At 69.4% G+C, this 24,601-nt stretch carries 22 protein-coding genes; 9 read left to right on the forward strand and 13 right to left on the reverse strand.

The features are described from left to right. Window positions 1-7: 7 nt before the first annotated feature. The 4 genes from LKD76_RS18990 to LKD76_RS19005 form a co-directional block, all read right to left on the reverse strand. A complete protein-coding gene (locus LKD76_RS18990; protein ID WP_227982662.1) occupies window positions 8-2,071 on the reverse strand; it encodes a neutral/alkaline ceramidase in 2,064 nt (687 codons plus the stop codon). Between the two features lie 117 nt (window positions 2,072-2,188). Next, window positions 2,189-4,624, reverse strand: a complete 2,436-nt coding sequence (locus LKD76_RS18995; protein ID WP_227982663.1) for a beta-glucosidase — start codon at window positions 4,622-4,624, stop codon at window positions 2,189-2,191. A gap of 60 nt (window positions 4,625-4,684) precedes the next feature. Then, window positions 4,685-4,954 carry a hypothetical protein gene (locus LKD76_RS19000; protein WP_227982664.1) on the reverse strand — a complete coding sequence of 90 codons (270 nt, stop codon included), beginning with the start codon at window positions 4,952-4,954 and terminating at the stop codon, window positions 4,685-4,687. 2 nt (window positions 4,955-4,956) lie between these two features. Next, entirely contained in the window at window positions 4,957-5,526 is a 570-nt protein-coding gene (locus tag LKD76_RS19005; protein ID WP_227982665.1) for a TetR/AcrR family transcriptional regulator, read from the reverse strand. 207 nt (window positions 5,527-5,733) lie between these two features. On the opposite strand from LKD76_RS19005, the gene LKD76_RS19010 reads away from it, so the two are divergent. Further along, window positions 5,734-7,815 (forward strand): acyltransferase family protein, encoded by a 2,082-nt coding sequence (locus LKD76_RS19010; protein WP_372465869.1) that lies wholly within the window; start codon window positions 5,734-5,736, stop codon window positions 7,813-7,815. Here the strand turns inward: LKD76_RS19010 and LKD76_RS19015 are convergent. From LKD76_RS19015 to LKD76_RS19025, 3 genes are read right to left on the reverse strand one after another with little or no spacing between them, the layout of a single operon-like run. Beyond that, window positions 7,742-8,698, reverse strand: coding sequence for a glucosyl-3-phosphoglycerate synthase (locus LKD76_RS19015; protein WP_227982667.1), 957 nt, complete (start codon window positions 8,696-8,698; stop codon window positions 7,742-7,744). The genes LKD76_RS19010 and LKD76_RS19015 overlap by 74 nt on opposite strands. Window positions 8,699-8,708: 10 nt before the next feature. Next, complete coding sequence (locus LKD76_RS19020; RefSeq protein ID WP_227982668.1) at window positions 8,709-10,235, reverse strand: glycosyltransferase family 39 protein; 1,527 nt, start codon at window positions 10,233-10,235, stop codon at window positions 8,709-8,711. A 40-nt stretch (window positions 10,236-10,275) separates the two neighbouring features. After that, window positions 10,276-11,697 carry a condensation domain-containing protein gene (locus LKD76_RS19025; RefSeq protein ID WP_227982669.1) on the reverse strand — a complete coding sequence of 474 codons (1,422 nt, stop codon included), beginning with the start codon at window positions 11,695-11,697 and terminating at the stop codon, window positions 10,276-10,278. A gap of 249 nt (window positions 11,698-11,946) precedes the next feature. Here LKD76_RS19025 and LKD76_RS19030 point away from each other — a divergent pair, with 249 nt between their 5' ends. Next, window positions 11,947-12,993, forward strand: coding sequence for an alpha/beta hydrolase (locus tag LKD76_RS19030; RefSeq protein WP_227982670.1), 1,047 nt, complete (start codon window positions 11,947-11,949; stop codon window positions 12,991-12,993). On the opposite strand, the gene LKD76_RS19035 is transcribed toward LKD76_RS19030, so the two are convergent. Together LKD76_RS19035 and LKD76_RS19040 are read right to left on the reverse strand one after the other, a co-directional pair. After that, window positions 12,990-14,153 (reverse strand): cation:proton antiporter, encoded by a 1,164-nt coding sequence (locus LKD76_RS19035; RefSeq protein ID WP_227982671.1) that lies wholly within the window; start codon window positions 14,151-14,153, stop codon window positions 12,990-12,992. The genes LKD76_RS19030 and LKD76_RS19035 overlap by 4 nt on opposite strands. Before the next feature lie 7 nt (window positions 14,154-14,160). Then, window positions 14,161-14,601, reverse strand: a complete 441-nt coding sequence (locus LKD76_RS19040) for a hypothetical protein (protein ID WP_227982672.1) — start codon at window positions 14,599-14,601, stop codon at window positions 14,161-14,163. Window positions 14,602-14,747: 146 nt separating this feature from the next. Between LKD76_RS19040 and LKD76_RS19045 the strand changes: the two genes are divergently transcribed. Next, the gene (locus LKD76_RS19045) at window positions 14,748-15,224 is read left to right on the forward strand and encodes a hypothetical protein (protein ID WP_227982673.1); all 477 of its coding nucleotides are present in this window, start codon (window positions 14,748-14,750) and stop codon (window positions 15,222-15,224) included. On the opposite strand, the gene LKD76_RS19050 is transcribed toward LKD76_RS19045, so the two are convergent. Further along, entirely contained in the window at window positions 15,225-16,115 is an 891-nt protein-coding gene (locus LKD76_RS19050) for an IclR family transcriptional regulator (protein ID WP_227982674.1), read from the reverse strand. A 131-nt stretch (window positions 16,116-16,246) separates the two neighbouring features. On the opposite strand from LKD76_RS19050, the gene LKD76_RS19055 reads away from it, so the two are divergent. From LKD76_RS19055 to LKD76_RS19065, 3 genes are all read left to right on the forward strand, one after another. After that, window positions 16,247-17,641 (forward strand): PQQ-binding-like beta-propeller repeat protein, encoded by a 1,395-nt coding sequence (locus LKD76_RS19055; RefSeq protein WP_255661777.1) that lies wholly within the window; start codon window positions 16,247-16,249, stop codon window positions 17,639-17,641. Between the two features lie 145 nt (window positions 17,642-17,786). Beyond that, window positions 17,787-18,188 carry a BlaI/MecI/CopY family transcriptional regulator gene (locus LKD76_RS19060; protein WP_227982676.1) on the forward strand — a complete coding sequence of 134 codons (402 nt, stop codon included), beginning with the start codon at window positions 17,787-17,789 and terminating at the stop codon, window positions 18,186-18,188. After that, a complete protein-coding gene (locus LKD76_RS19065) occupies window positions 18,185-19,198 on the forward strand; it encodes a M48 family metalloprotease (protein WP_227982677.1) in 1,014 nt (337 codons plus the stop codon). The genes LKD76_RS19060 and LKD76_RS19065 overlap by 4 nt, the downstream gene beginning before the upstream one ends. Before the next feature lie 55 nt (window positions 19,199-19,253). Here the strand turns inward: LKD76_RS19065 and LKD76_RS19070 are convergent, their stop codons facing one another. Both LKD76_RS19070 and LKD76_RS19075 read right to left on the reverse strand, forming a co-directional pair. After that, a complete protein-coding gene (locus LKD76_RS19070) occupies window positions 19,254-19,880 on the reverse strand; it encodes a hypothetical protein (RefSeq protein WP_227982678.1) in 627 nt (208 codons plus the stop codon). Between the two features lie 70 nt (window positions 19,881-19,950). Further along, a complete protein-coding gene (locus tag LKD76_RS19075; protein WP_227982679.1) occupies window positions 19,951-20,961 on the reverse strand; it encodes a helix-turn-helix transcriptional regulator in 1,011 nt (336 codons plus the stop codon). 88 nt (window positions 20,962-21,049) lie between these two features. On the opposite strand from LKD76_RS19075, the gene LKD76_RS19080 reads away from it, so the two are divergent. The 3 genes from LKD76_RS19080 to LKD76_RS19090 are packed head-to-tail and all read left to right on the forward strand — an operon-like array spanning window position 21,050 to window position 23,415. Continuing rightward, entirely contained in the window at window positions 21,050-21,940 is an 891-nt protein-coding gene (locus tag LKD76_RS19080; RefSeq protein ID WP_227982680.1) for an alpha/beta fold hydrolase, read from the forward strand. A 33-nt stretch (window positions 21,941-21,973) separates the two neighbouring features. Next, window positions 21,974-22,774 (forward strand): metalloregulator ArsR/SmtB family transcription factor, encoded by an 801-nt coding sequence (locus LKD76_RS19085; RefSeq protein WP_227982681.1) that lies wholly within the window; start codon window positions 21,974-21,976, stop codon window positions 22,772-22,774. Between the two features lie 41 nt (window positions 22,775-22,815). Beyond that, the gene (locus LKD76_RS19090) at window positions 22,816-23,415 is read left to right on the forward strand and encodes a dihydrofolate reductase family protein (RefSeq protein ID WP_227982682.1); all 600 of its coding nucleotides are present in this window, start codon (window positions 22,816-22,818) and stop codon (window positions 23,413-23,415) included. A gap of 7 nt (window positions 23,416-23,422) precedes the next feature. On the opposite strand, the gene LKD76_RS19095 is transcribed toward LKD76_RS19090, so the two are convergent. Beyond that, window positions 23,423-24,466 (reverse strand): alpha/beta hydrolase, encoded by a 1,044-nt coding sequence (locus LKD76_RS19095; RefSeq protein ID WP_372465872.1) that lies wholly within the window; start codon window positions 24,464-24,466, stop codon window positions 23,423-23,425. Between the last annotated feature and the right edge of the window lie 135 nt (window positions 24,467-24,601).

Consider the following 24,601-nt stretch of genomic DNA (forward strand, 5'->3'; position numbering starts at 1 on the left):
GAGTCGTTCAGCCCACGGTGAATTCGGCGGAGGTGCCGGTGAACGGGGTCGTCACGGCGCCGTCGCGCCGGTCGCCGCGATACTCGATGCGGTACCGGCCGGCCTCGGCCCGATCGGGCACCGTCCAGTGCACGGCGACCAGCGAGGCCGCGGGCTGCCCGGACGGCCGCGACCAGTGCAGTTCGGTGCACCAGTCGTTGTCGTCGAAGACCGGCCGCCACCCTGATCCCTCGGCCCGCTGCACCTCGAAATACGTAGCGCCGGTGTGGAAATCATTGTTCGGATGGGCACCACAGAACTCCACGGTGACGGTATCACCGCGCCCGTAACCCGGCTTCGGAGCCGTCACCACCTCACCGAACGCCCGGCCGGCCATCGGCATATCGGCGGGCACCGGTGGCAGCAGATTCGGCTGCGGGCCGGAGTTCCAATCAAGCGGCGCGGGCCCCCGCCCGAGATCGGTGCGCGCGGCGACCGCACGAGCCAGTCGATCGAATTCCTGCACATAGGCTGGTAGCGTCCACCGGCCGTAGAGGGTCTCGCCGCCCTCGTACTGCTGCGACGCGTACTCTTCCGGAGTCGTCACATAACCGCAGTAGCCGTTCGAATATCCCTGCAGCAGTACATTTTCCAGCGGGACCGACAGCGCGTGCGCCACCACCCGCCGGATCCGCAGGCCCGAAACCACGGTGTACTCCGCCGGGCCCGAAGCCAGCACCAGATCTCCGATGCGCAGGATCTGGATGGGCACGGTCAGCGGCACCCACGGGCGTGGCGGCAGTACACCGAGCGGCGCGACGATCAGCTTGGGCGCCTGCGCATCCCGCATCCACCCCTCGATCGGCCCGTCGAGCCCACCGAGGGCCGCAATCACCGGATTGGCCTCGCCCTCCTGCAGGAACGATAGCTGGGTCTTCCAGTTGTCCTCCGAACTCGTCGCCGCCGCGGCGGCACCCATCATCGCGGGGGCGGTGCGGGCGGGCTTGCCGTCAGGGGTATAGGAGCCGTCGATCGCGATGTCGGCCATGTTCAGGTACCGCAGCGCGGCATCGACTCCCCCGCTGCCCATCGGTCGCGCCGTATCGAAAGCCGCACGCCCGGCCTGATATTGGCGCTCGCCGATCAATGCGCAGTTGGCGCGGTTGTCCTCGGTGGGGCCGGAGGGATGCCACGGCGTCAGCGCGAGGTTCGGGGTCATATCGCCGGCGTTGGTCTGCGCGAACGCCGCCACGAACGCGGGTGTGCCGGCACCGTGGCGCACGCCCATCTCGTCGTGCTCCCAGCGGTAGCTGGCATAGCCCTTGTTGTCGGCCGAGATCAGCGTGTTGGCGTCGGTCAGCGAGGTGCCGTGGGTCGCGAACCAGGTGATCGCACCGATGTCCTTCGAGCCCTGCCGCAGGCGCAGGACCGTCACCTGCGGGTCGATGGCGTTCGGGAATTCCGCCTTGTCCTCGGGCGGGTTCAGGTCGAAGGCCACCCGGGAGCGGTTGGCGGAGGCGTCGTGAAGTTCGCCGTGCCCGAGCGACAGCGTGCCGGGCGCCAGATTCTCGTGCGCGGCCACGAGTGCGGCGACGATGCCGTCGACCTCGGCCTGATGGGAGTTGCCCTGAAATCCGTACGCGGCCAGCGAATACGCGTATTCGCGCGCGGTGCCACCACAGGAGTTGTGATTGTGCGTGGCGTTGAGATTGACATTGCGTTCGGTGTACAGCCCGCCGAAACGCTGTGCCAGCCGCTGCATCACGGCCAGGTGGACCGACTGGAACAGACAGGCGATATCGGCGCTGACGAACGCCACCCGGTCGCCGGTCGCCTGATCGACCACGACATAGGCCCGCGCCCAGGTCCGCATCAGCAGCCCGGTGGCGACCTGGTCCAGCTCGGAATAGCCCATCATGCCCTGGCCGGCGACCGCGCCGGTGACATCGGCGATTCCGGCGCCGACCAGATACCCCGCCCCCGCATCGGTCGCACGGCCCGGCGACGCCCCCGCGGAGCCGGTCGCCGTCATGCCTGCCGCCACTGCGGCGGTTACGGTACCGGCCAGCATCGATCGCCGGGTAAACGTCACTGATCGCTCCTTCGGTACCGGCCGCCACACCGCGGCCGTCTCGTCCAACCGTGTGCACCGGAGATTACTGGTCACTCGTCCAGTATGCTAGCCCCGATTTCACACCGCCGGTGGCGATCACTCGATCGGCGCGGTCAACGGCAGGGCGATGACCGAGGTACCGACGTGCACGGTGAACGGCCCGGATTCGGTCGCCCACCCCTCCTCGGTCCAATGCTGGAACGACCGCTGCGGCACCGTGATCCGCACCCGGCGCTGCCCGCCGGCCTCGATGGTGACCGCGGCGAACGCGGCCAGCCAGCGCACCGGCCGCTCGATCGCGCTGTCCTCACGCGACAGGTAGACCTGCACGACCTGTTTTCCGGTCCGTTCGCCGATATTGGCCACGCTCACCTCGACCTCGCGGCCCTCGACCACCAGATCGCTCAGTTCCCAGACCGTGTAGCCGAGCCCGTGACCGAACGGGTAGGCCGGTTGCACCCCCTCGCGCAGCCAGGCCCGGTATCCGATGTGCACACCTTCGGAATAGGCGAGGGTGCCGTCGGCATCGGGAACCGTATCCGAGACCGGCACGTCCGCGAGTTCCTTCGGCCAGGTGGTGGGCAACCGGCCACCGGGCTCGGCCGCACCGGTGAGAACATCGGCCAGGGCGGCACCGAATTCCTGGCCAGGGAACCAGGTGAGCAGTACCGCCGCGACATCCTCGCGCCACGGCATCTCCACCGGCGCACCGGAATTCACCACCACGACCGTGCGCGGATTGGCCGCGGCCACCGCCGCGACGAGATCGTTCTGGCGGCCCGGCAGCGCGAGAGTGGTCCGGTCACGCCCCTCGCTCTCGAGCTGGTCGGTGGTCCCGACGACCACCACGGCGACATCGGCACCGCGTGCGGCCTCGATCGCGGCCGCGAATTCGGCCTCCGGTTCTCGCTGCGGGCGGGCGATGCCGAGTCCCACACCGAGGATCATGCCCAGCCCCGCGGCCGCCTCACCGGCGCCGACGGTGATCCGAACCTGCACCGTCCGGTCGGCCTCGAGGTCGCGCTCGACGAAACGCTGCGGCGGATCCAGGAGTGCGGCAACCGGATCCGAGCCGTCGAAGGCGATCTCGGTATCGATCACGCGCTCGCCGTCCAGTTCCAGGACACAATGCCCGAGCGCGGCGACACCGATCCGCCACACACCGGCGACATCGGCCCGCAACCGCGCGCTCACCTCGATCGCGGTCGCGGCCGCCGCATGTGGATCGCCGAAAAGCACCAACCGCCCGGCGGTGCGGTGCTGAGTGTCGAGAACCCGGTCACCGTCGAGGTAGCGCAGGCACAGCCCGGGCGTTCCGGTGACCGGATCGGTGACCAGGTCCAGCGGGACAGGGCTCAGGTCCTCGCTCAACCGGACGCCCGCGGTGTGGGTCACCGGCAATACCGCGGACAGACCCTCCATCGGGGTCACGGTGTGATCCGGGATCACGGTCGCACTCCCGCCACCCATGTACCGCGGCTCGGCGGCGGCCGGACCGAGCAGGGCGACCGAGGTTCGCGGGGGCAGCGGCAGCACACCGTCGTTGTGCACCAGCACCATCGCCGCCGCGGCGGCACGGCGCACCAGCTCGCGGGCCCCTTCGTCGGTGATCTCCGCCTCCGGCCGCGCGGCCGCGGAGGTCCCGGGCGCCGGTGCCAGCCCGCCCACCCGCTCGGCGAAACGCAGGATGCGCCTGACCTTTTCGTCGACGGCGGCTTCCGGGACCGTCCCCGCGGCGATCGCGTCGGCCAGGTCGGCGCCCCACAGTGGGGAGGGGCCCGGCATGCAGAGATCGGTCCCGTGGGCGGCGCTCGCGGTGGTGCGTACCGCGGTCCAGTCCGACACCACCACGCCGTCGAATCCCCAACTGCCCTTGAGTGGTTCGTCCAGGAGTGGTGATTCGGTCATGGTGGCACCGGCGACGCTGTTGTAGGCGGCCATCACCATCCAGGTGCCCGCCTCGACCGCGCGCTCGAACGGATACAGGTACAGCTCGCGCAGGGCGCGCGCGGCGACCCGGACGTCGACGGTGAAGCGGTCGGTCTCGGAATCGTTGGCGACGTAGTGTTTCGGGCAGGCGCTGACGCCGTGGGCCTGCACCGCGCGCACATAGGCCGCCGCGATCTCGGCGGTGAGCATCGGATCCTCGGAGAAGCACTCGAAATGCCTTCCGCCGAGCGGAGATCGGTGCAGGTTGACGGTCGGGCCCAGGACGGCGTGGACCTTCTTGCGGTGCGCCTGCGCCGCGATCAGGGCGCCGATCTCGGTGAGCAGATCCCGATCCCAGGTGGCCGCCAGCGCGGTACCCGACGGCAGGCTCACCGACGGATCGCGTTCGTCCCAGTTCTCGCCGCGCACCCCAGACGGACCGTCCGATACCGGCATCTCGGCCAGACCGATGGCGGGATCGCCGGCCATGCGGAACATCCCGGCGCCGGAAATGAGTCGCAATTTCGCCGGAAGATCCAATTGCGTTGCCAGCTGCTCGATCCGGTCTTCCATCGGCTGCCCCGTTTCGTCTCGACTGCGCATCGGCCTCGACGCTACGGGACACAGCGGGGGCCGCGCCGCATTCGGATCGCGCGTCGGCGGCTACCGCGACTTCAATCGAACCATCGGCAACGTATCGACCGGTGCGCCGGTGGCTCGCTCGATCACCGCACGCGGCCGCTCCCACGCCCTGGGGCGCACCCGAATGTAATGGTCGAGGGCCGCAGCCGATTCCACGGCATCCATCGCGGCGGCCCGGGCCGGGATCGCGCGCCGCAGGCCCGCCCACACCCGCACGGACGGCTCGGCCTCGATAGTGCGGTACCACTGGGCGCGGGCGCCGAAGCCGGCGGCGGTATCGGCGAGCGTCATGGCTACTCCTTCGACGGTGGTTCGATTCCGGCCAGCCGGCCCAGTGCGGCGCCGGCATCCAGTGCGCGGACGCGCGGGTCGATGAGCCGATGCAGGACGAGTCCGTCCAGCGCGGCCACCAGCACCGCCGCGGTGGCCTCCGGATCGGCGACGGTGGTCTCGAGCCGGGCGGACAGGGTGGCGCGGAATTCGGCGAGGACACCGGCCAGTCCCGCGCGCAGCCGGTCGCGCCGGGTCGCGGCCAGCAGTGTTTCGCTGAAGATCCGGGTGCCGGCGGCGGCATCGTCGAATTCGGCGATGCGCGCCAGCAGTGCCGCGATGCCCGAGCCGGAATCATCCACGGCGGTGGCGGCCACGCCGTCGACGAGCCGGCGCACCGTCCGCAACGCGGCGTCGATCAGGAGATCGTCCACCGACCGGAAGTGGTAGTGCACCAGACCGGCGCGGACTCCGGCACGGTCGGCGACCAGCCGGGTGGTGACCGCACCCCAGCCCCGTTCGTCGATCAGGGCGACCGCGGCGTCCATCAGCCGGTCGCGGGTGTCGCGGCCCTGTTCGGCGGCGGTGACCATCGAGGCTCCTCTCCGCGAACAGGACTCGGCGGTCGCCTTGGGCGACCACCTTAGGTGAATGCCCAAACCGTACCGTCACCAGGTCGGCGCAATCAAGATCCGAGGCACGACGCGCGCGCGGAGTTGGTCCGGGGTCCGGCCGGTGTGATAGGGAATTGTCGTGTCATCCGCCCCTTCCGTTCACTCCGTCGATACCGCTGCGCCGCCATGCCCGCGACGGTGAGCGCGACGGCGACCGAGCGGGCGGCACTCGCCTACCGCCGGGATCTGGATGGTCTGCGCGGTCTCGCGATCGCGCTGGTCGTGGTGTTCCACATCTGGTTCGGCCGGGTCTCCGGCGGGGTCGATATCTTCCTGGTGCTGTCGGGCTATTTCTTCACCGGTTCGCTGTTGCGGCGCGCCGTGAACGGCGACACGATCGGGGTCGGCGAGACGCTGCGACGCACCGCACGACGGCTGCTGCCGGCGCTGGTCGTAGTACTCGGCGCGGTTCTCGTGGCCACCGTCACGCTGCGGCCTTACACACAGTGGGGCGACCTGGCCGGCCAGACGCTGGCCTCGCTGCTGTACTACCAGAACTGGCGGCTCGCGCTGACCTGGTCGGACTATCTGGCCGCCGATCCCTCGGTGAGTCCGCTGCAGCATCTGTGGTCGATGTCGGTACAGGGGCAGTACTATCTGGTGGCCCTGCTCGCGGTAGCGGCGACGGTCTGGACGTGCCGGCGCCTGGGGCGGCCCGGCGCGGTCCGCCCGGCCTTGGCCGCGGTGATCACGGTGGCCGCGATCGCTTCGTTCCTCTACGCCGCCCACGGGTCGGCGACCCATCAGGGCTGGAACTACTACGACAGCGCGGCCCGGGCCTGGGAGCTCCTGGTCGGCGCCGGGCTGGCGCTGGCCGCGACCGCACTGCGGGCGCCGCGTGTGGTGCGGGTGATCCTGGCCGTCGCGGGTCTGCTGATCGTCGCGGGCGGCGGCTGGATCACCGACGGCGCGAACCAGTACCCGGGACCGGTCGCGCTGCTGCCGGTGGGCGCGGCCGTCGCGCTGATCCTGTCCGGTGCCGGAGTGGAGGCGGCGGGGCAGCCATGGCTGAACCGGCTACTCGCCTCAGCGCCACTGGTCGGACTCGGCGACCTCGCCTACTCGCTGTACCTGTGGCACTGGCCGCTGCTGATCTTCCTGCTGGCCGAGAGCGGCGGCGCCCACGCCGGCTTCGCCGGCGGGCTGATCGTGGTGGCCATCTCACTGGTGCTGGCCTTTCTCACACATCGCTACATCGAACAGCCGCTGCGGATCCGCCGCCCTCAGCAGGACTCCGCCGCACCGGCGTTCGGGCCGCGGTATCGCCGCACCGCCGGGGTCGCGCTGTCGGTGACGGCGGCGGTCGTCGCCTCGGCCGCGGTGGCGTGGAGTGCCGTCGTGCAGGCCCATCCGCCCCGCGCGGTCGGCATCCTCGATCCGGTGCTGTATCCCGGCGCCGAGGCCCTGGCCGACGGTGCCTCGGTACCTCGGGCCCGGATGCGGCCCACGCTGTACGAAGCGCCGGCGGAACTACCCAGTCCGACCGTCGACGGCTGTATCGCCGACTGGGATCACCGCGATGTGGTGACCTGCACCTACGGTGTCGCCGATGCCCCGCACACCATCGCGGTCGTCGGCAACTCCCATGCCGAGCACTGGATGCCGGCGCTGCAACAACTGGCCGAGCAACACCGGTTCCGGATCCTGGTGCATCTGAAGATGGGCTGTCCGCTCACCCTCGATCCGAACGCGATGTACAAGGGCGAACCGAATCCGGACTGCCGTGACTGGTCACGTGAGGTGATCGACCTGCTGGGCAGCGAACAACCCGATTGGGTGTTCACCACCGGCACCCGCCCGGTCGACGCGGGAGGCGACGAGACCCCGCAGGATTATCAGGACGTGTGGAAAGCCTTGTCGGACAGGGGCATCAAGGTGATCGCCGTACGCGACACCCCGTGGCTGCGCCGCAACGGAGTCCGCTACCGCGCTATCGATTGCCTGGCCCGGCACGGCGATCGGATGAGCTGCGGGATGCGGCGTGCCGATGCCCTGGCACCGGTCGACCCGGCGCTGGACGCCTCGGCCGCCTTCCCGACCGTGTTCCCGATCGACCTCACCGACGCCGTGTGCGAACCCGAGGTCTGTCCCGTCGAAGTCGGCAATATCCTCGTCTACCACGACGAGCATCACTTCACCGCGAGCTATGCCCGCTCGCTGAGCCCCGAACTCGGCCGCCGGCTGCAGCCCCTGCTGGGATGGTGGTGAACGGCGGCCGGTCCGCCGCCGACACCGGGGTCGACACCCGCCGCCACCCCGGACCCTCGGGACGGAACTGCGTCAGCGCCACCCCCGAATCAGCGATACCGAGCCGCGCGAGCAGCGTCGCGATGATCTGTCGGCTCATCACCGCCAGTTCGTGGGTCGGCCGATTGCGGTGGACGCGAGTCCCCAGATCGGCCTCGCCGATCGCGGCTCTCCCGTAGCGATGCCACGCATCGATCAGAATGCCGATCTCGACGCCGTAACCGGGAGCGAAGGGAATACCGGCGAGAAGCGCACGGGTTGCGGCATATTCACCGCCGAGTGGCTGGCGCACATCGGCCAGTTCGGGCGCGAGCGCGGTCAGCAGCGGACGTGCCACCAACTGGGTCACCCGGCCGCCGCCGTCGGTATCGCCGTGCGGATCGTCACCGAGCGGCCGCCGATAGAACCCCTTGACCAGATGCAGCCGCGGATCGCGCAGCAGCGGTGCGACCAGCGCGGGCACGAAACCCGGATCGGGATCGTGCAGATCGGAATCGATGAAGACCACGATATCGCCGGTCGTCACCGCCAGCGATCGCCACAGCACCTCACCCTTGCCCGCCCGCACCGGCACCCCCGGCATCGCCTCCTCCCGGGTGTGAACGGCTCCGGCGCCGGCGGCGACCGCCCGCGCCATGGTGTCGTCGGTCGAACCGGAGTCGACCACCACGAGTTCGTCGACCAGACCTCCCACCAGGGGCCGGATCGAGGCGATCACCCCGGCGATGGTGTCGCGTTCGTTCAGCGCCGGTACGACGACCGACACGGTGCGCTCGCCCTTGGCGCGGATCAGGTCGGCCGCGCCGGGGCAGCGCGGTTCGGCGGCGGGAGCGGCATACGACATCGATATCTCCTCAGATTCCCGGGTCCAGAATGTTGGTCGTCAGCTCCGGCCAGATCCGCTCCCAGGCCGCGTGCGGACCGGTGCATCGCCAGATGGTCACATGGGCGTCGATCCCCGGGAAACCGCGGGGATCATCGAGCCGCACGACGGGTTCCACCTCGGAAAAGGTCCGGCGCAACCGTGATTCGGCGGCGTCGGTATCGACGAACAGGATCGTCGTGGCCGCCGGCGGCGGCCGTCCGAACGCCGCGAATCCGCGATCGGGGCTGTACACCGGTGGCAGGCGCGGATCGCGGGCGTGGGCCAGAGCCGCGGCCTGCCAGTAGGTCCGGGTCAGCACCGCGCCGTCCCGGTGGCCCGTTCCGGCGGCCCTCACCACACCGGCGACGAGCGCATCCCAGCCCGTGGTCCCCGATATCCGCATGCGCGTGGACAATTCGGCGCGTGTGCTCACCTGCCGTGGCGGTGCCTGCGAGGGCAGAGCCAGCACCACACCCCCGGCGATCGCGATCGATACGGCCGCCGCGACCGCGCTGACCGTCCGCCACCATCGCACCGGCGGGCGTTCGGTCAGCACGCACGCTCCGGCGGCGAACAGCACCGGCAGCAACCCGGCGAGATAGTAGGGCCGCCCACCCGCGACGACGACGAACAGCAGTACGAGGATCGAGGTGACGGCGAGGAAACGGTAGGGGCGCAGCCGCGCGCTCACGAGAGCGTAAGCGCCGCAGATCATCAGGACCGCTCCCAGCACACCGGCCATCGTCGCCATCTGCACCGGCAACCCCGCCGGTCCGCCGGTCGCGGCCTGTTGTTCGTCCCGGATCACCGCACCCATCGCCAGCTGTGGCCAGCCCTGCCGCCACTGCCAGATCAAGGCCGGTAGCGCCGAGAGCGTCGCGACAGCGACGGCACACCACAGCGCCGGCCGGCGCACGATATCGCGCGGCCCGCACCAGGCGATACCACCGGCGACCGCGACCGCGAAGACCGGCAGCAGCAGTTTCACCTGCAGATCGATGACGGCCACGACACCGGCGGCCAGCAGCAGCCGGTCGCGACGGGTACGCACCCACCGCACGAGTAGCCACATCAGCACCGCGACCGCGGTTCCGTCGAGCGCGAAAGTCGACAGCGACGCGGTCTGGGTGATCAGATAGGGGCAGCTCGCGTATCCGAGCGCCGCCAGGATTCGAGCGGCCGGTCCGCCGCCGAATTCCCGTGCCAGCGCGGCGGATACGGCGATCGTCACGGCACCGGCCAGGATGGCCGGCAGCCGAAACACCGTCAGCGAATCCGGTGCGACGACGTCGGCCAGCCGCGCGAGCAGTGGAATCAGCGGTCCTTGATCGACATATCCGGCAGCCGGATGATGGCCCGCGGCAGAGAAATACAGCTCGTCGCCGAACCACCGATAGCGCGCGGCCCGCACCACCAGCACGACGGTCGCCACCGCCGCGATCACGCCGACCCACACCGGAGCGGAAGGGGCTGTGCCGCGCGCCACCGGTGTCGTCGGCGCGGCGACTCCGTTCACTCGCACCACTCCGAGGCGGCGCCCGGGCCCTGGCGGACCGTCACGATAAGGCGGCCCCGACCCGCTCGGTGCCGGTCAGAGCGATATCGCGACAGCGGGTGGTCAGCGTCGACAGATACTTGTCGATCGCCTCGTGCGCGCGGGGCGTATCCGGAAACACCATGGTGAGCGTCGTGATGTCGGGGAAGCGATTGATCCACAGGTAGACCTCGCTGGAGCTGGCCCGATTGCCGTACAGCCCACCGTTGATACGGTCGAACATCTCCACCCCCGCCATCCGCCGGACGTCGACGTAGGAGACCATCGGCGCGGAGAATCCGAGCCGGGTGCGGATGCGGGGATCGTCGGCGGCCAGTTCGATCACCCGGTGCACACAGACCTCGGCCAGTTCCTTGGCCGCGTCGGTCTGCGCTTGGGCGCGCCCGACCAGTGAGGTGAACCCGTCGTCCGGCCGCACCGCCACCGCGACCGGTACCAGGCTGGTGTACCAGCCGATCGACGCCTGCTCCCCCGGCGTGGACCGGGTGTTGACCGGCGTGAAGACGAAATAGCGGTCCCGGCCGGTCAATTCGTATTCGGTGAGTGCGATCGCCGCGAAGAGGCCGCCGAGGAACTTGCCGCCGAATTCCTGGCAGACCTCCTCGAACCGCACCGCCTCCGATTCCGCGAACAGCGGTACGGTGATCTGGGCGCCGTCGGTGAATCCGCCGCCGGGCGTCACCCCGAGGTCCATCGGAAACGACGGCACCGCGCCGTCGTGGCGGACCAGCAGATCCAGCCAGCGTCGCACCGGGGAGGATTCGGTGGTGAGCGCGGCATTGTGGGCCAGTTCGCGCTCGCAGTACGCCAGATGCCCATCCACCGGCTCGATACTCACCCGGCCGCCGGACAATTCGTTGCCGTAGAGCAGCAACAGGTCCACACACGACAGCGCCTGCCCCACACCGTCGGTGTGCAGATGATCGACGGCGGCGTAGACGGTGAACGAGTCGCCGCGGTCGATGACGCCGAAACCGAAGCAGTCCCAGTCGAATACATCTCGCGCCTGGCGTTGCACATGATCGCGTACCGTCTGGCTGTCGACGCACTCGCCGTGGTCGGTGGGCACGAATTCGATATCGTCCGGGTCGGCGACGTGCCGCGCGATCCGGTCACCGGGCTCGTGCGAGAACCAACTCCAGAAGGTGTCGTGGCGGCGGGCGAACGCGGTGATCGTCCGGGTCATCGCCTCGCGATCCAGCGGACTGGGGAAGTCGAAGGCGATCATGCACAGCCGGGAGCCGCGAGATCCGCTGTCGCGCTGCCGATATGCCGCTCGCAGATATTCGCGCTGCTGGTAGGACGGGCCGATCGGATGCTCGGGCGCGGAGAGCACCGCCGCGCGTGAGTGCGGAGCGGGCGACCAGGCGATCAGCCTGCCGGGCAGCGGATGCCAATCGTCGAAGAAACCGAAACCGACCACGGATACCTCGTTTCGTCCAGAAGTGACGGACCGACCCGCACCGGCCACGCCGCCGGGTCACGCGGACCGAGTCAACGCCCACCGAGCCCTCCGCGCCAACCGTCACCACCGAAGTTTGTGACCTTCCCCAGATCCGGTCGAACCCGATAGGCCCTCGGTCCCAACACTTGCCGGATCTCCTTGCGACCACCTCCTTCGCGGGCCTACGTTGGCCGCCGACCGAACCCGCCGGATCGAGAGAGGTACCGGATGGATCGCCGTACACTCCTCGCCGCCCTACCGGCGGCACTGCTGACCGTGGCCCTGTGCGCCGTCCCGGCCACGGCGGACGACCCGCCACCGGCGCCGGTGAGCATCGCCGCGCTGACCGCCGCCGCCCGGCCCGCCGCCGACGGCGCCCATCTCGTCGCCGTCGAGCAGGGCGAGGACGGCATGCTGAACGTGCGCGTGCACTCGTCGGCGATGAACCGCGAGATCGATGTGAAAGTGCTTCGGGCACCCGATGGTTCGTCTCCAGCGCCGGTGCTCTACCTGCTCAACGGGGCCAGCGGCGGATCGGAATCCAGCAGCTGGCCCGAGCAGACCGATGTCGTCGGCTTCTTCCGCGACAAACAGGTCACGGTGGTGACCCCGATGGGCGGCAACGGCAGCTACTTCGCCGACTGGCGCGCCGATGATCCCGTCCTGGGACGGCAGAAGTGGGCGAGTTTCCTCACCGCGGAACTCCCCCCGATCATCGATTCGGCCTTCTACGGTTCGGGAGCCAATGCGGTGGCGGGTATCTCGATGGCGGGGACATCGGTCTTCCAGCTGGCGCTGGCCTCCCCCGGGCTGTATCGGGCAGTCGGTTCCTACAGCGGCTGCGCCCGCACCAGCGACCCGCTGGGACAAGCTTTCGTCGACGGAGTCGTCGTGCGCTGGCACGGGGATCCGCTGAATCTGTGGGGTGCGCCCGATGATCCGCTGTGGGCGGCGCACGATCCGTACGTCAATGCCGATCGGCTGCGCGGTCTGGCGATCTACGTATCGACAGGTAACGGTGTTCCAGGCCCGCTCGACGGTCTCGACGGCCCCGGAATTCACGGCAACGGACACAAACTCGTCGAACAGCTCGTCTACGGCGGGGTCCTGGAGGCCGCGACACACAACTGCGCCATCACGTTGCGAGATCGGCTGGCGCAGTTGAGTATTCCCGCGACATTCGACCTACGCGCCACCGGCACCCATTCCTGGGGTTACTGGCAGGAGGATCTGCACCGCTCATGGCCGATGTTCCGGCAGGCGCTCGACCGCTAGTCCGCCGCGGTGGCGGCCGAGCCGCGACCGGCCGCCCGGACCGGTCGCCCGGCGGCCACCGAGGCCCCCACCGCGATCACGATCGTCACCAGCGCGCCCAGCATGATCGCCGCCCCCTCACCGCGGGCCAGTACGTGCAGCTGACTACCCACGGTCACCGCCGCGACCGGCACTCCGATCTGGGTGGCCGCCAGGGCGCCCAGCGTGATCGGCTGCCCGAGCACCCGCATCAGCAGGTGCGCGGCGATCGCGGCGAGGCCCAGCCCGAGACCGAGCAGGATCAACTGTGGCCGGTCCGCGAACTCCCGCAGATTCAGCCGCGCGCCGAGCCAGATGAAGAACAGCGGACCGAGGAATCCCTCGGTGACGGCGAACAGTTGCCGCGCCAGCCGCCGGGGTTCGCCGATTCCGGCCACCGCCAGGCCGGCCGCGAATCCCGCCAGCATGATCGACACGTGGGTGCGGGTGGCGAGAGCCGCCAGCGCGAACACCGCGGCCAGGCTGATTCGCAGCTCCAACGCGAATTTCCGATCCTCGGACACTCGATGCGCCCGCCTGCGCAACCCGGAACGTTCCAGCCACCGCAGCGCCACGAACAGCACCAGCGCCGCGGCCGCCACCGCCAGCGCGCCGAGTGCCGCCCGGCCGGCCTCGGCCAGATCGATCACCAGCGGCAGCGCGACGATCGAGGCGGTGTCGGCGATGGCCACCTGAGCGGTCAGTTCGAGCACCGACCTGCCCCGCAGCCCTTGCGCATCGATGATCGGCAGCACCAGCGCCGCGGAGGAGGATCCGATCAGCACGGCGTAGATCGCGCCGTGGCCGGTGCCGAACGCGGCGGCGAGCAGATATCCGGCCGCCGCCGCGACCAGGCCGACCGACGCGGCACGCAACGCACCCACCCCGAGGGCCGGGCGGACTCGCGGATCACGCACCGGCACATGGGTTCCGGCGACGAACATCACGAGGGCGAAACCCATATCGGCGAGGAAGACGAACATCGGATCCGAGGCGTCGAGGATCCCGAATCCGGTGGTACCGACGATGATTCCGGCCGTCAGCTCGCCGACGATCACCGGGATGTGCCACGCCGACCGCCACGCCAGCACCGGTCCGGCCAGGCCGAGCACCAGCACGAGGGCCAGCGTCGAGAAACTCACCGCGCGCCTACTTCCCGGATTCGCGCTTCTGGTCCGCGGGGGCGGCTGTCGGTCGTCCGTCACGCATCGGCACCAATTTGGCGGGAATCGGAATGTTCTCGTCCATGTGGTAGCAGGCGCACATCCGGTGATAGCCATCGGCGATCTGCAGCGGCGTTCCGGTGCGCAGATCGCCCTGCACCAGCAGGATCGGCGACAACGGCCGCCCAGTCAGGATCTTCGCCAGGTCCGCGCGGACGTGCGGATTGTCCGGCGGGACCAGCTCCAGCCGCGCCGCACGCAGAATATCCTTGGCCTTCTTGTGCACGACGGGCGCCGCTTGCAGCTTCGCCACGAGGTCTCCGACGGTTTCGGGGTCGGCCAGCAGCCGGAGATAGTCGGCCGCCGCCGGATAATCGTGTTTCTGCGGCTCGTCCAGCCAGCGCACGGAAGTTGGTTCGCTCGACATTCCGATACTGTCCACCGCCGAAATCCCTCCTCCATGCCGACACGCCGGTTGTCGCCGCACCCGCCCGGACGACTCCGGAGGCAGCCGTAGCACAGCCGTCACGTCGTCGCTACGAGCCGATATCGAACGCACAGCACGATCATCGAATGACAGCCACCGTTGCATTCGCGGATCACTCCGCCGCCGGGCCGCACGGATCGATCGTCGAGGCCCGGTCTCGATACCGGAAGGTTTTCGGCGCGACCTGGTACGACGACCGGATCGCCGCCCTGGTCACCCGCAACGATCACATCCGCGCGGTCATCGTGCCGGAGTTGCTCGGCGTCGCCGTACTCGCTTCGCTCGGGCCGCGATCCGGTCCGGTGATCAGTGTGGGCGGGCCCGATCGTTGTGTGTGGACCTTCCTGACCGAATGCCCGGGCACCCCGCCGGAGGAATCCAGGACCCGCTCGCTGGCGTTGTTCACCCGCTTCGTCATCCAGGCGGGGCCGGGAGCACTGCTCGCGCTGCCCACTCCCGGCAATCCCCGGCGGCAGTGGGTATGTGAACCGCGCGCCGCCGAACTGCCGGCGTTCGACCTCGTCGCGGACGCGGTCGTCGCCGCCGCCACACCACCGCGGTAATCAGTCGGCGGAGACGATCCTCTGTGCGGCAGCGGTCATTTCGCGTACGTACTCCGCACGGGCCGCGCGATCGACGGCGGGACACAACGGTCCGATCTGCAGTTCCATCGCCACCTGTCCTTCGCTGTCGAAGACGGGGACGGTGAGATAACTGATCGGCAGTTCGCGGTCGCTGTCCAGATCGGCGCGGGTGTGCGCGTGCCCGCCGATGGTGCCGAGCAGTGCCAGCACGCGTTCACGCAGTGCCTTGCCCGCCGGATGGCCGGACAGATGGTCGACCACCTCGGCGAGGACGCGCATCGTCGGCAGACTGTCGGCGTCCAGGACCCATGCGCAATATCCCAGTGCCCGAACGGTTTCCAGGATCTGCTCGAATTCGGCCCGTCGCTCCGGCGGCGCCTGCTGCAACCAGGTCCGCTGATCGGGTAATCCGGCGTGCGCCAGCACGGCGGCGCCGGCGGGTGGGCGCAGCGGAATCCGGGTACCGGCCTCGATGCCGGCCGGAATCACGCCCGGACCGCCGGCGACCGCGACGAAGATCACCTCGGCGCCCGCGATCGAGGTCAGGGCGGCACCGCACGCGACCCGCTCGGCGAGCCGGCGCAGCTCCCGGGTCAGATGTTCGTGGTCGCGCAGCCGAGCGCCCAGCCGCCCACCCAGCACCACCAGCGCCGGGCCGGGCACATAGCCGAGGTCCGGCAACCGCCGCACCCACCCGGATTCCTCGAGGGTGCCGAGGATCGCGCCGACGGTGGAGCGATTCAGTGCCAGCGCGTCGGCGATCTCCGCCGAGGTCAGCGAACCCTCGTGCGCGGCGAGCAGTTCCACGACCGACACCACGCGCCGGGTCGGCGGCGAGCTTTCGGCCCGCCCGGTGTTGCCAGTCGGCACGGGGTCTCCTAACCTGTCGCGATACGAGTAATCGAATTTTGCGATACGAATAATCATATCGAGGAGTGCGTGTGCGAACTCGACGTCTTGCCGGGACCACGGTGACCTCGGCCGCGGCCGCCGTCGCGGCGATGCTGTTCATCGGCGCCGGAACCGCGAATGCCGCATTCGGCCCACCACCTCCGGTCAATCCCGCCCTCGGGCCGGTGGGGACGGCCACGATGCACGGCGATTCGGAATCCTCCGACAGCACTCCCCTGCCCGGCGTGGGTACCGGCGGGGTGAATGCGCAGTTCCGGGAACTCGCCGCGGCATGTCCGACAATTCTGCAGGGCGGCGACGGGCTGCCACAAGCATTGTGCACCACCGTCACCGACCGCTCGCCCAAGGTATTCCTGATCAATCCCGGCAACGGCCAGCCGATGACCTCGCTGTCGCTGCCGAAGGGCGGCCTGCTCGGCGGGGTCTACGCCTATCTGGACCACCAGGATCGCATGGTCATGGTGGACGGCGACAACAATCTGGTGCGCATCGGCCACCACCGGGACGGCAACGACTGGAAGCTGGCGATCGACTCGTCCACCCCGATCGGGTCCGCGGTCACCGGACACTGCGGCGGCAACGGCTGCGACAGCGTGGCCTCGCTCATGCCCGATCAGCAGGGGCGGGTCTGGTTCGCCACCGCCAACGGCGCGGTCGGCGCGGTCGACCCGGAATCCGGTGCCGCACAGTCGATCGCGCTGTCCGGTGAGCACGTCGACAACAGTATCTCCACCGCACCCGAGGGCACCGCGGTGACCACCGATCACGCCACCTATCTGTTCACCGCGGACGGATCCGGTGCACCGCATCAGGTCTGGCGTCAGCCCTACGATCGCGGGCCGGCCCGCAAACCGGGACAACTCAGCTGGGGCAGCGGCGCCAGCCCGACCTTCTTCGGGCCGCGTGACGGCACCGACTATGTGGCGATCACCGACAACGCGGTGCCGCAGGAGAATCTGCTCGTCTACGACACCCGCAGCGGCCGGACGGTGTGCTCGGTGCCCGCGGTCGACGGCACCGAGAACTCCCCCATCGGGTCCGGTAACAGCGTCTTCGTGGCCAGCACCTACGGCTACCCGTATCCGGCGCTGCCGGACAACGCCGGTCCCAGCGATCCCGCGAAAGCCGATTTCACCGGCGGCATGGTTCGCATCGATGTGAACCCGGACGGCAACGGGTGCACGCGCGCGTGGACCAGTGACGTGAAATCGGCTGCGGTGCCCCGGCTTTCGCTGGCCGACGGGCTGATCTACACAGTGGCGCGCAAGAACGAGGTCGCCGGCATCGGCACCGGTAGCGCCGGTGCGGTGGTCGATTCCTATCACCTGGTCGCGATCGACGCCGAACGCGGCGCCGAGACCTCGAGCCACCTGATCGGAACCAGTACGGTCCACGACACCCTGCAGATGGTGGGCACCATCGCACCGGGGCGGGTGCAGTATCAAGGCACCACGACCGGACTGTTCCGGATCACCCCGAACTGAGTCGATCCGGCGCGCCGCCGGGACGTCGATCACATTCGCCACGCCTGTGGCCCCGCCCTCGCGGCGGGGCCACAGGTGTTCCCGGCGACCGGAACGGGAACCACTAGGTACTATCCGGGTACGTAGTCGAAGGTGGAGAGGTGCGATGGCACATCGTTTCGGGGATCTGGAGGCGGTGGTGATGGACCGCATCTGGTCCGCACCCGACACCATCACCGTGCGGACCGTGTTCGAGGATCTGCTGCGCAGCCGCGACATCGCCTACACCACCGTCATGACCACCATGGACAATCTGCATCGCAAGGGGTGGCTGGAACGCGAACGCGATGGCAAGGCGTATCGGTACCGGCCCCGGCTCAGCCGTGAGCAGTACAGCGCCCAGCTGATGCGCGAAGCGCTCGGCGGTGGTCGCGCCGACCTGGTACTGGCCCATTTCGTCGAGCAGATCTCCGAGGACGACACCGCCGCGCTGCGCAAGGTGCTGCGGAAGGTGCGCGCCAAGAACACCTCCACCGACAGCCGCTCCGGCTCCGGAGCCGCCGAGTGACCCTCGCGCTGTGCCTGCTGGGTTATTCGGCACTGGTCTGTGTGCTCGGCCCTCCCGTGCTGACCCGGCTCACCGCGCACGGAAGTGTGCCCCGCCTCGGCGTGCTGGCTTGGCTCACCGCGGTGGCTGCGGTCCTCGTCGCGTGGACGGCCGCGGCGGCCGCACTGGTCGTGCAGGTCGCCCATACCTGGAATCTGCCGATGGCGCATCTGTTCGACAACTGCGTCGTGGCCATGGAGGCCGCGGCCGAGGGCGGCCACGGTCCCGTTGCCCAGGCGATCGCACTGCTGTCGGCGCTGGTGGTCATCGGATTCGTATCCGCACGCGGGGCGCGGGTGGTGCGGACGGTGGTTCGCGCCCGCGGTACCAGTGCCCGCCATGCGCGCTCGGCGTCCATCATCGGGCGGCGGGTGACCGGGACCGAGCTGCCCGGAGCTGCCGACATGGTGATCATCGACGCGCCGCAGAAGGCGGCCTACTGCGTGGCCGGGCGACCCGGGACCGTCGTGGTCACCAGCGCCGCGGTCGCCGCGCTGGACCGTCCGCAGCTGGCGGCGGTGCTGGCGCACGAGCACGCCCATCTGACCGGGCGCCATCATCTGATCCGGGCGTCGACGCGCGCCCTGGCGACGACACTGCCGCGGGTTCCGCTGTTCACGGCGGCCGACGATCGCATCGCGCACCTGCTCGAGATGTGCGCCGACGACCGGGCGGCGGGGCGGCACAGCCGGACCACGATCCTGACCGCGCTGCTCACCCTCTCCGACGTGTCCGATGAGGACGAGGATCACTCGGACGGCCCGCGCGCGGTCCCCGATATCGCACTGGGCACGAGCACACTCGCCGTCGCCGACCGGGTCGACCGCCTGCTCGGCACCGAGTCGCGGCTGCGGCGGGCCGGGCGCGGACTGCCCCTGGCGATAGTCGCGGCCGTCCTCGCCACCGTCCCGGCCTCGGGGTATGTGCTGGTGCAGCTCGGTATGGCGGGCTGTCTGCCGTTCATCTACTGAGCCGGGCGACCGGCGCGGCGGGGCCGGTTCCGGCGAACCGGCCCCGCACTCACCCTCAGTTGTAGATCGCGCCGAACGACGGGACCGAAATCGTGCCCAGCTGGTACTGGAAACCGTCCGGGTTGGCAGCGGAGACCGGGACCGGCCAGCGGTGCCACAGGGTCCCGTACACCGCGGCCACGACCATCCCCGGGCCCGGATCGAAGACCGACGTGCGGATCGTGGTGTCCACCGGGACATCGTTGTGCTCGATCAACGTCTGGGTGCCGTTGCGGCCGTTGGACAGGTTGTACCAGACGACCTGCATATTCGCCCCGGCCTGATTGGGGGCGATGGTGCCCGGGCCGCCGAAGAAGCCGAGGCGGAAACCGTCGTAGTTCAGGGCGACGCCGGAGCCGTAGACGCCCGCGCCCGCACCGCGGCCGATATCGGACTGCGCGGGAATCTGGAACGGCTGGGCGGGCAGCGCCGCGTGCTCCACCGCGGGCCCCGACGCCGACAACCGGTCGATCGCCTGTTCGGCGGCGGGATTGCCGGCCGCGGCGGCGCGCAGATGCGCGGTCGCCGAGTTCCAGTCCACGGTCGCCGGATCCGCCGCGGCGGGACCGGCGACAACGACGGCCGCGGCCGCCGCTGTCGCGGCCACTGCGGTGAGACGACGGGTGACACTCAGTCGACGCATAACCAGTTCTCCTCGAGTTTTCCGGTACGGCTTGCTGAGAATTCGACACATCACGCTGTCGGGCCCGGAATCACCGCCTGGGCGGCGAGACGCCGGATTCGGTCACCGTAACGCTCACCGATCGGTTCGGCGGCGCGGCACGCTGGAGACGTGCGCCCAGTTCGCGCACGTAATCGGCGACCTCTGCCGGACCGTCGACACGGAAGTCGTGACCGAGCTGGATCAGGCGAAACACCAGCCACGACAGGGTGTCGGCAGCGGTATGCACGCGGCAGCTGTGCTCGTCGACGGCCTCGATGTCACCGAGGTGCCCGGCCACACCCGCGACCGCGTCCGCCGCGGCGAAGACGGTGATCTCGGCGCGATAGACCGGAAGCAGTCCGTACATCGAGGCGCGGACGAAACTCGCCGCGTCGTCGGCGGGCAGTTCGCGGCGCTCGGCGGCCAGCCCGATCGGCCGCGGGCCGGTGATCCGATCGATGCGGAAGATCCGCCAGTCGTCGCGGTCGCGATCGAAGGCGACCAGGTACCAGCGTTGTCCGGCGGCGACCAGCCGATGCGGATCGACCAATCGCCGGGACTCGGCTCCGGCGTTCGAGCGGTAGCCGAAACGCACCTGCTCGGCCGTCGCGATCGCGGCCGCCAGCGCCGTCAGCACCGCGGTGTCGACCGGTGAGGAGGCCGGCGCGGTCAAGGTTTCGGTGGCCGCGCCGACCGCCCGCACCCGGGCCCGCAGCCGGGTGGGCAGCACCTGCTCGAGTTTCGCCAGCGCGCGCACGGCCGCCTCGTCGGCGCCGGTCAGCGCGTGTGCCGCGACGGTGCGCAAGCCGACCGCGGTCGATACCGCCTCGGCGTCGTCGAACAGCAGCGGCGGCATCGCGGCACCGGCGGCCAGGCGATAGCCCCCGTAGACGCCCATCGTCGCGTCCACCGGGTAGTCCAGTTCACGCAGTCGGTCGATATCGCGCCGGACGGTGCGGGGACTGACCCCCAGCCGCTGCGCCAGCTCCGGTCCCGACCACTCGCGTGGGGTCTGCAGCAGCGACAACAGGGTCAGCAGGCGCTGTGTCGTATCGGTCACCGGCACATTCTCGCGCGGAAGTAGGACAGTTTCCGACCGCGAACGACCGGAGCGGTGAATTCGTGATCACCGCGCCGTCTTCAGGGGTATGCAGACACACACGCTGACCACGCCCGAAGCCGACCTCGTCTACGACGTTCGCGGACCACTGCCGGCCGCCGATGGACGGGTTCCGCTGCTCATGGTCGGCCAGCCCATGGATGCCGGCGGTTTCGCCGCGCTGGCCTCGTATTTTCCCGATCGCACCGTGATCACCTACGACCCGCGGGGACTGGGCCGTAGCGTGCGCAAGGACGGGCGGACCGATCATTCCCCGGTGGTACAGGCCGGGGATCTGCACGCGCTGATCGAGACATTCGGCACCGCTGTGGAGATCTTCGCCAGCAGCGGCGGCGCGGTCACCGCCCTCGCGCTGGTAGCCGCGCACCCGGATGATGTGGCCACACTGGTCGCCCACGAGCCACCGCTGATCGACGTCCTTCCCGACGCGGCGGCGGCACACCGCGCTCAGGCCGCGGTACGAGATATCTACGAGGCCAAGGGATTCGGGGCGGCGATGGCGGCCTTCATCATGATGGCGTCGTGGCAGGGCGAGTTCACCGACGACTTCTTCGCGCTGCCCGCGCCCGATCCGGCCCAGTTCGGCATGCCGGCCGAGGACGACGGCACCCGTGATGATCCGCTGGTGTCGGACCGTTCCTGGGCGGTGAGCGACTATCACCCGGACGTGCCCGCCCTGACCACCGCGTCGACCCACATCCTCATCGGCGTCGGCGAGGAGTCCTCCGGGGTGCTGACCGGACGAACCGCCGAGGCCACGGCGGCGCTGCTCGGCTTGTCCGCCACCGTATTCCCCAGTCACCACAGCGGATTCGTCGGCGGCGACGAGGGATACGCGGGGCAGCCGGAGGCGTTCGCCGCGCGGCTGCGCGAGGTGCTCGACGCGCAACTCCAACGCAGGCCCGAAGATATTCCTTGACACGAATATTCATTACGGTGAATACTTTGGGTCATGGATCGGATCGTTTCCGCCCTCGGCGACAGCGCCCGGTGGCGCATCGTCGAACTGCTCGCCGAACAACCCCGCTCGGTCGGTGAACTCGCCGAACTGACAGGTTTGCGGCAGCCGCAGACCACCAAACACCTGCAGACGCTGGCGCGGGCGGAGGTGGTCTCGGTCTTTCCGCTCGGGCAGCGCCGCGTCTACGCACTCGACCCGCAGCCGCTGCGTGAACTCGGAGGGCGGTTGCGGGAATTGGCGGAAACCGCCGAGTCGCACGCCGGCGAGCGCGACGTCATCGCCCGCTATCGTGCGGCGATCGACGCGGAATCCCTTGCGGCCGAACATGACCGGTGGGCCGAGGGCCGGCGTTTCGTCTTCGACCGCACCCTGGCCGCCGCCCCGGAAGTGGTGTGGCGGCACTGGGTCGATCCGGATCTGCTGGCGGCCTGGTGGGTTCCGGCACCGCTGCGGATCACCGAATGTGTCCTCGAACCCCGGCCGGGTGGGCGCGCTGTCCTCGAGTACCACGATGCCGAGGGACACCGGTACCGCTCGGAAGGTCTGGTGCGGGCCGTGAGCCGCCACGACCGTCTCGTCTTCGAGCTGTCGGTGCTCGACCCGACCGGTGCGGTGATGTTCACCGGGCACTACACGCTCACCCTCGCCGCGGCCGCCGACGGCACCGACCTGCGGCTGGAACTGACCATCGCCGAAACCACCGTCGCGGCGGTCTCCGCCATCGCCGGAATCGAGACCGGATGGAGCCGGGTCCTCGACAACCTCGCCGACGCCGTCGGCGTCACCCACTGAATCCGACCGGCGACGCCGGCACCCAGAACAGGAGTACGACCATGTCCGAGTCGACCACACGCAAGGTGACCGCGAACATCAGCATCACCCTCGACGGCCGCTACAACGGCCCCGGCGGCCCCGCCGATCTCGGCGCCATCGTGCCCTACGCGACCACCGAGGTCGCGCGCGATCAGCTCACCCGGATGTGCGCCGACGCGACCACGGCGGTGCTCGGCAGGGGTAATGCCCAGGGGTTCCTCGGATTCTGGCCGTCGGTCGCCGCCGATGACACGGCCGATCCACGCGACCGCGGCTATGCGAAATGGCTGGTGGATACCGAGAAAGTGGTGTTGTCGACCACCCTGACCGAGGCCCCGTGGGAGCACGCCCGCATCGTCGACGCCCCGCTCGCCGAGGTCGTCGCCGAACTGCGCGCCTCCGGCACCGGCGACATTCTCGTCAACAGCAGCGCGAGCATCATCAAGGACCTGCTCGCCGCGGATCTGCTCGACCGTCTCTATCTCATCGTCTGCCCCGAGATCGCCGGCGCCGGACAGCGTTTGTTCGACGACGGCCTGCCCGGCACCCGATGGACGCTGACCCATCAGGAAACCGGAGAACTGGGTGAGATGGCACTGGTCTACGATCGGGTCCGCTGACGCGCGCTCACTGCCTCAGCGCGTCGGCGAACAGCTCCCACGATCGGTGCAGATCCTGCTGCCAATAACCCCACGAATGGGTGCCGGACGGACGAAAGTCGAAGGTGGCGGGCACATTCAATTGCCGCAGCCGATCGTGGAGCTGATGGGTGCACAGATCGGTGACCGCTTCCAGCGCCGCACCGAAGACCAGTTGATAGGCCAGTTGCGTGGTGTCGCCGTGCGCACCGTCGAGGGTGTCGAGTGGGCCCGGTAACCCGGTCCCGGTCGAGACGTAGATCGCGGTGCCTCGCAACCGATCCGCGTGCAGATACGGATCATTGGCCGCCCACGCCGGATCCGTGGGCGGACCCCACATATTCACCGTGTTACCCATCCGCCCACCGACCACCGCATCGACGATCAACTGCCCCTGCGGATCACTGGTCCGCACACACCCCGAATACGAACCGATCGCCTTGTACAAACCCGGCGCCGCCAACGCCAACTGGAACACCGACGTCCCCGCCATCGAAATACCCGCGATCGCATTCACCCCACTACCACCGAAACCCGAATCGATGATCGACGGCAACTCCCTAGTCAGAAACGTCGACCACCGCTGCCGACCCAGCACCGGATCATCGGCACGCCAATCCGTGAAATAACTACTCGCCCCACCGAACGGCACCACCACATTCACCTGCTTATCCGCGAAAAACGACGCCACATCCGTACGATCGGACCAGCTGCCGTCGCTGATGCCGCCGTTGGCGCCGTTGAGCAGATACAGCGTCGGCGCCGGACGATCCGGATCGGCGGCACGCAGGACCTGCACTCGCGTCACATTGCGCATCGCCGCCGAATACACACCGACATCGAGGATCCGGTCGCCGCGGGTGCGGACGTCGTGGATGCGCGAACCGTCGGGAGCGCTCACCGCCGAGAAATCCCCGGCCGGATCCGCGGCGGCCCGCGCACCGGTGACGGTGGTCGCGGCCGCCACGGCGACCATCGCCGTCACGACGGCCACGACCCGCGCGATACGAATTCTCGGCGGGGGCCTGTCCATCCTCGTACTCCGATCTCGGACACCATTGTTCGCAACGTGGTCACGCGACAGCCGCCGACGATATTCGGGAGCCGGGATCGACGTTTTCGACCAGTCAACGGCGTCACTGCGAATACGTCATCCGATATCGCCGAA

It is taken from the genome of Nocardia spumae, from assembly GCF_020733635.1.
GTDB lineage: Bacteria > Actinomycetota > Actinomycetes > Mycobacteriales > Mycobacteriaceae > Nocardia > Nocardia spumae.

Coding starts and splice junctions, on each gene's coding strand:
- LKD76_RS19040 (WP_227982672.1), bottom strand. CDS start 14,601: ATGTCGAGCGAACCAACTTCCGTGCGCTGGCTGGACGAGCCGCAGAAA.
- LKD76_RS19005 (WP_227982665.1), bottom strand. CDS start 5,526: ATGGTCACCGCCGCCGAACAGGGCCGCGACACCCGCGACCGGCTGATG.
- LKD76_RS19045 (WP_227982673.1), top strand. CDS start 14,748: ATGACAGCCACCGTTGCATTCGCGGATCACTCCGCCGCCGGGCCGCAC.
- LKD76_RS18995 (WP_227982663.1), bottom strand. CDS start 4,624: ATGCGCAGTCGAGACGAAACGGGGCAGCCGATGGAAGACCGGATCGAG.
- LKD76_RS19010 (WP_372465869.1), top strand. CDS start 5,734: ATGCCCGCGACGGTGAGCGCGACGGCGACCGAGCGGGCGGCACTCGCC.
- LKD76_RS19015 (WP_227982667.1), bottom strand. CDS start 8,698: ATGTCGTATGCCGCTCCCGCCGCCGAACCGCGCTGCCCCGGCGCGGCC.
- LKD76_RS19080 (WP_227982680.1), top strand. CDS start 21,050: ATGCAGACACACACGCTGACCACGCCCGAAGCCGACCTCGTCTACGAC.
- LKD76_RS19000 (WP_227982664.1), bottom strand. CDS start 4,954: ATGACGCTCGCCGATACCGCCGCCGGCTTCGGCGCCCGCGCCCAGTGG.
- LKD76_RS19090 (WP_227982682.1), top strand. CDS start 22,816: ATGTCCGAGTCGACCACACGCAAGGTGACCGCGAACATCAGCATCACC.
- LKD76_RS19095 (WP_372465872.1), bottom strand. CDS start 24,466: ATGGACAGGCCCCCGCCGAGAATTCGTATCGCGCGGGTCGTGGCCGTC.
- LKD76_RS19030 (WP_227982670.1), top strand. CDS start 11,947: ATGGATCGCCGTACACTCCTCGCCGCCCTACCGGCGGCACTGCTGACC.
- LKD76_RS19055 (WP_255661777.1), top strand. CDS start 16,247: ATGCTGTTCATCGGCGCCGGAACCGCGAATGCCGCATTCGGCCCACCA.
- LKD76_RS19070 (WP_227982678.1), bottom strand. CDS start 19,880: ATGCGTCGACTGAGTGTCACCCGTCGTCTCACCGCAGTGGCCGCGACA.
- LKD76_RS19060 (WP_227982676.1), top strand. CDS start 17,787: ATGGCACATCGTTTCGGGGATCTGGAGGCGGTGGTGATGGACCGCATC.
- LKD76_RS19085 (WP_227982681.1), top strand. CDS start 21,974: ATGGATCGGATCGTTTCCGCCCTCGGCGACAGCGCCCGGTGGCGCATC.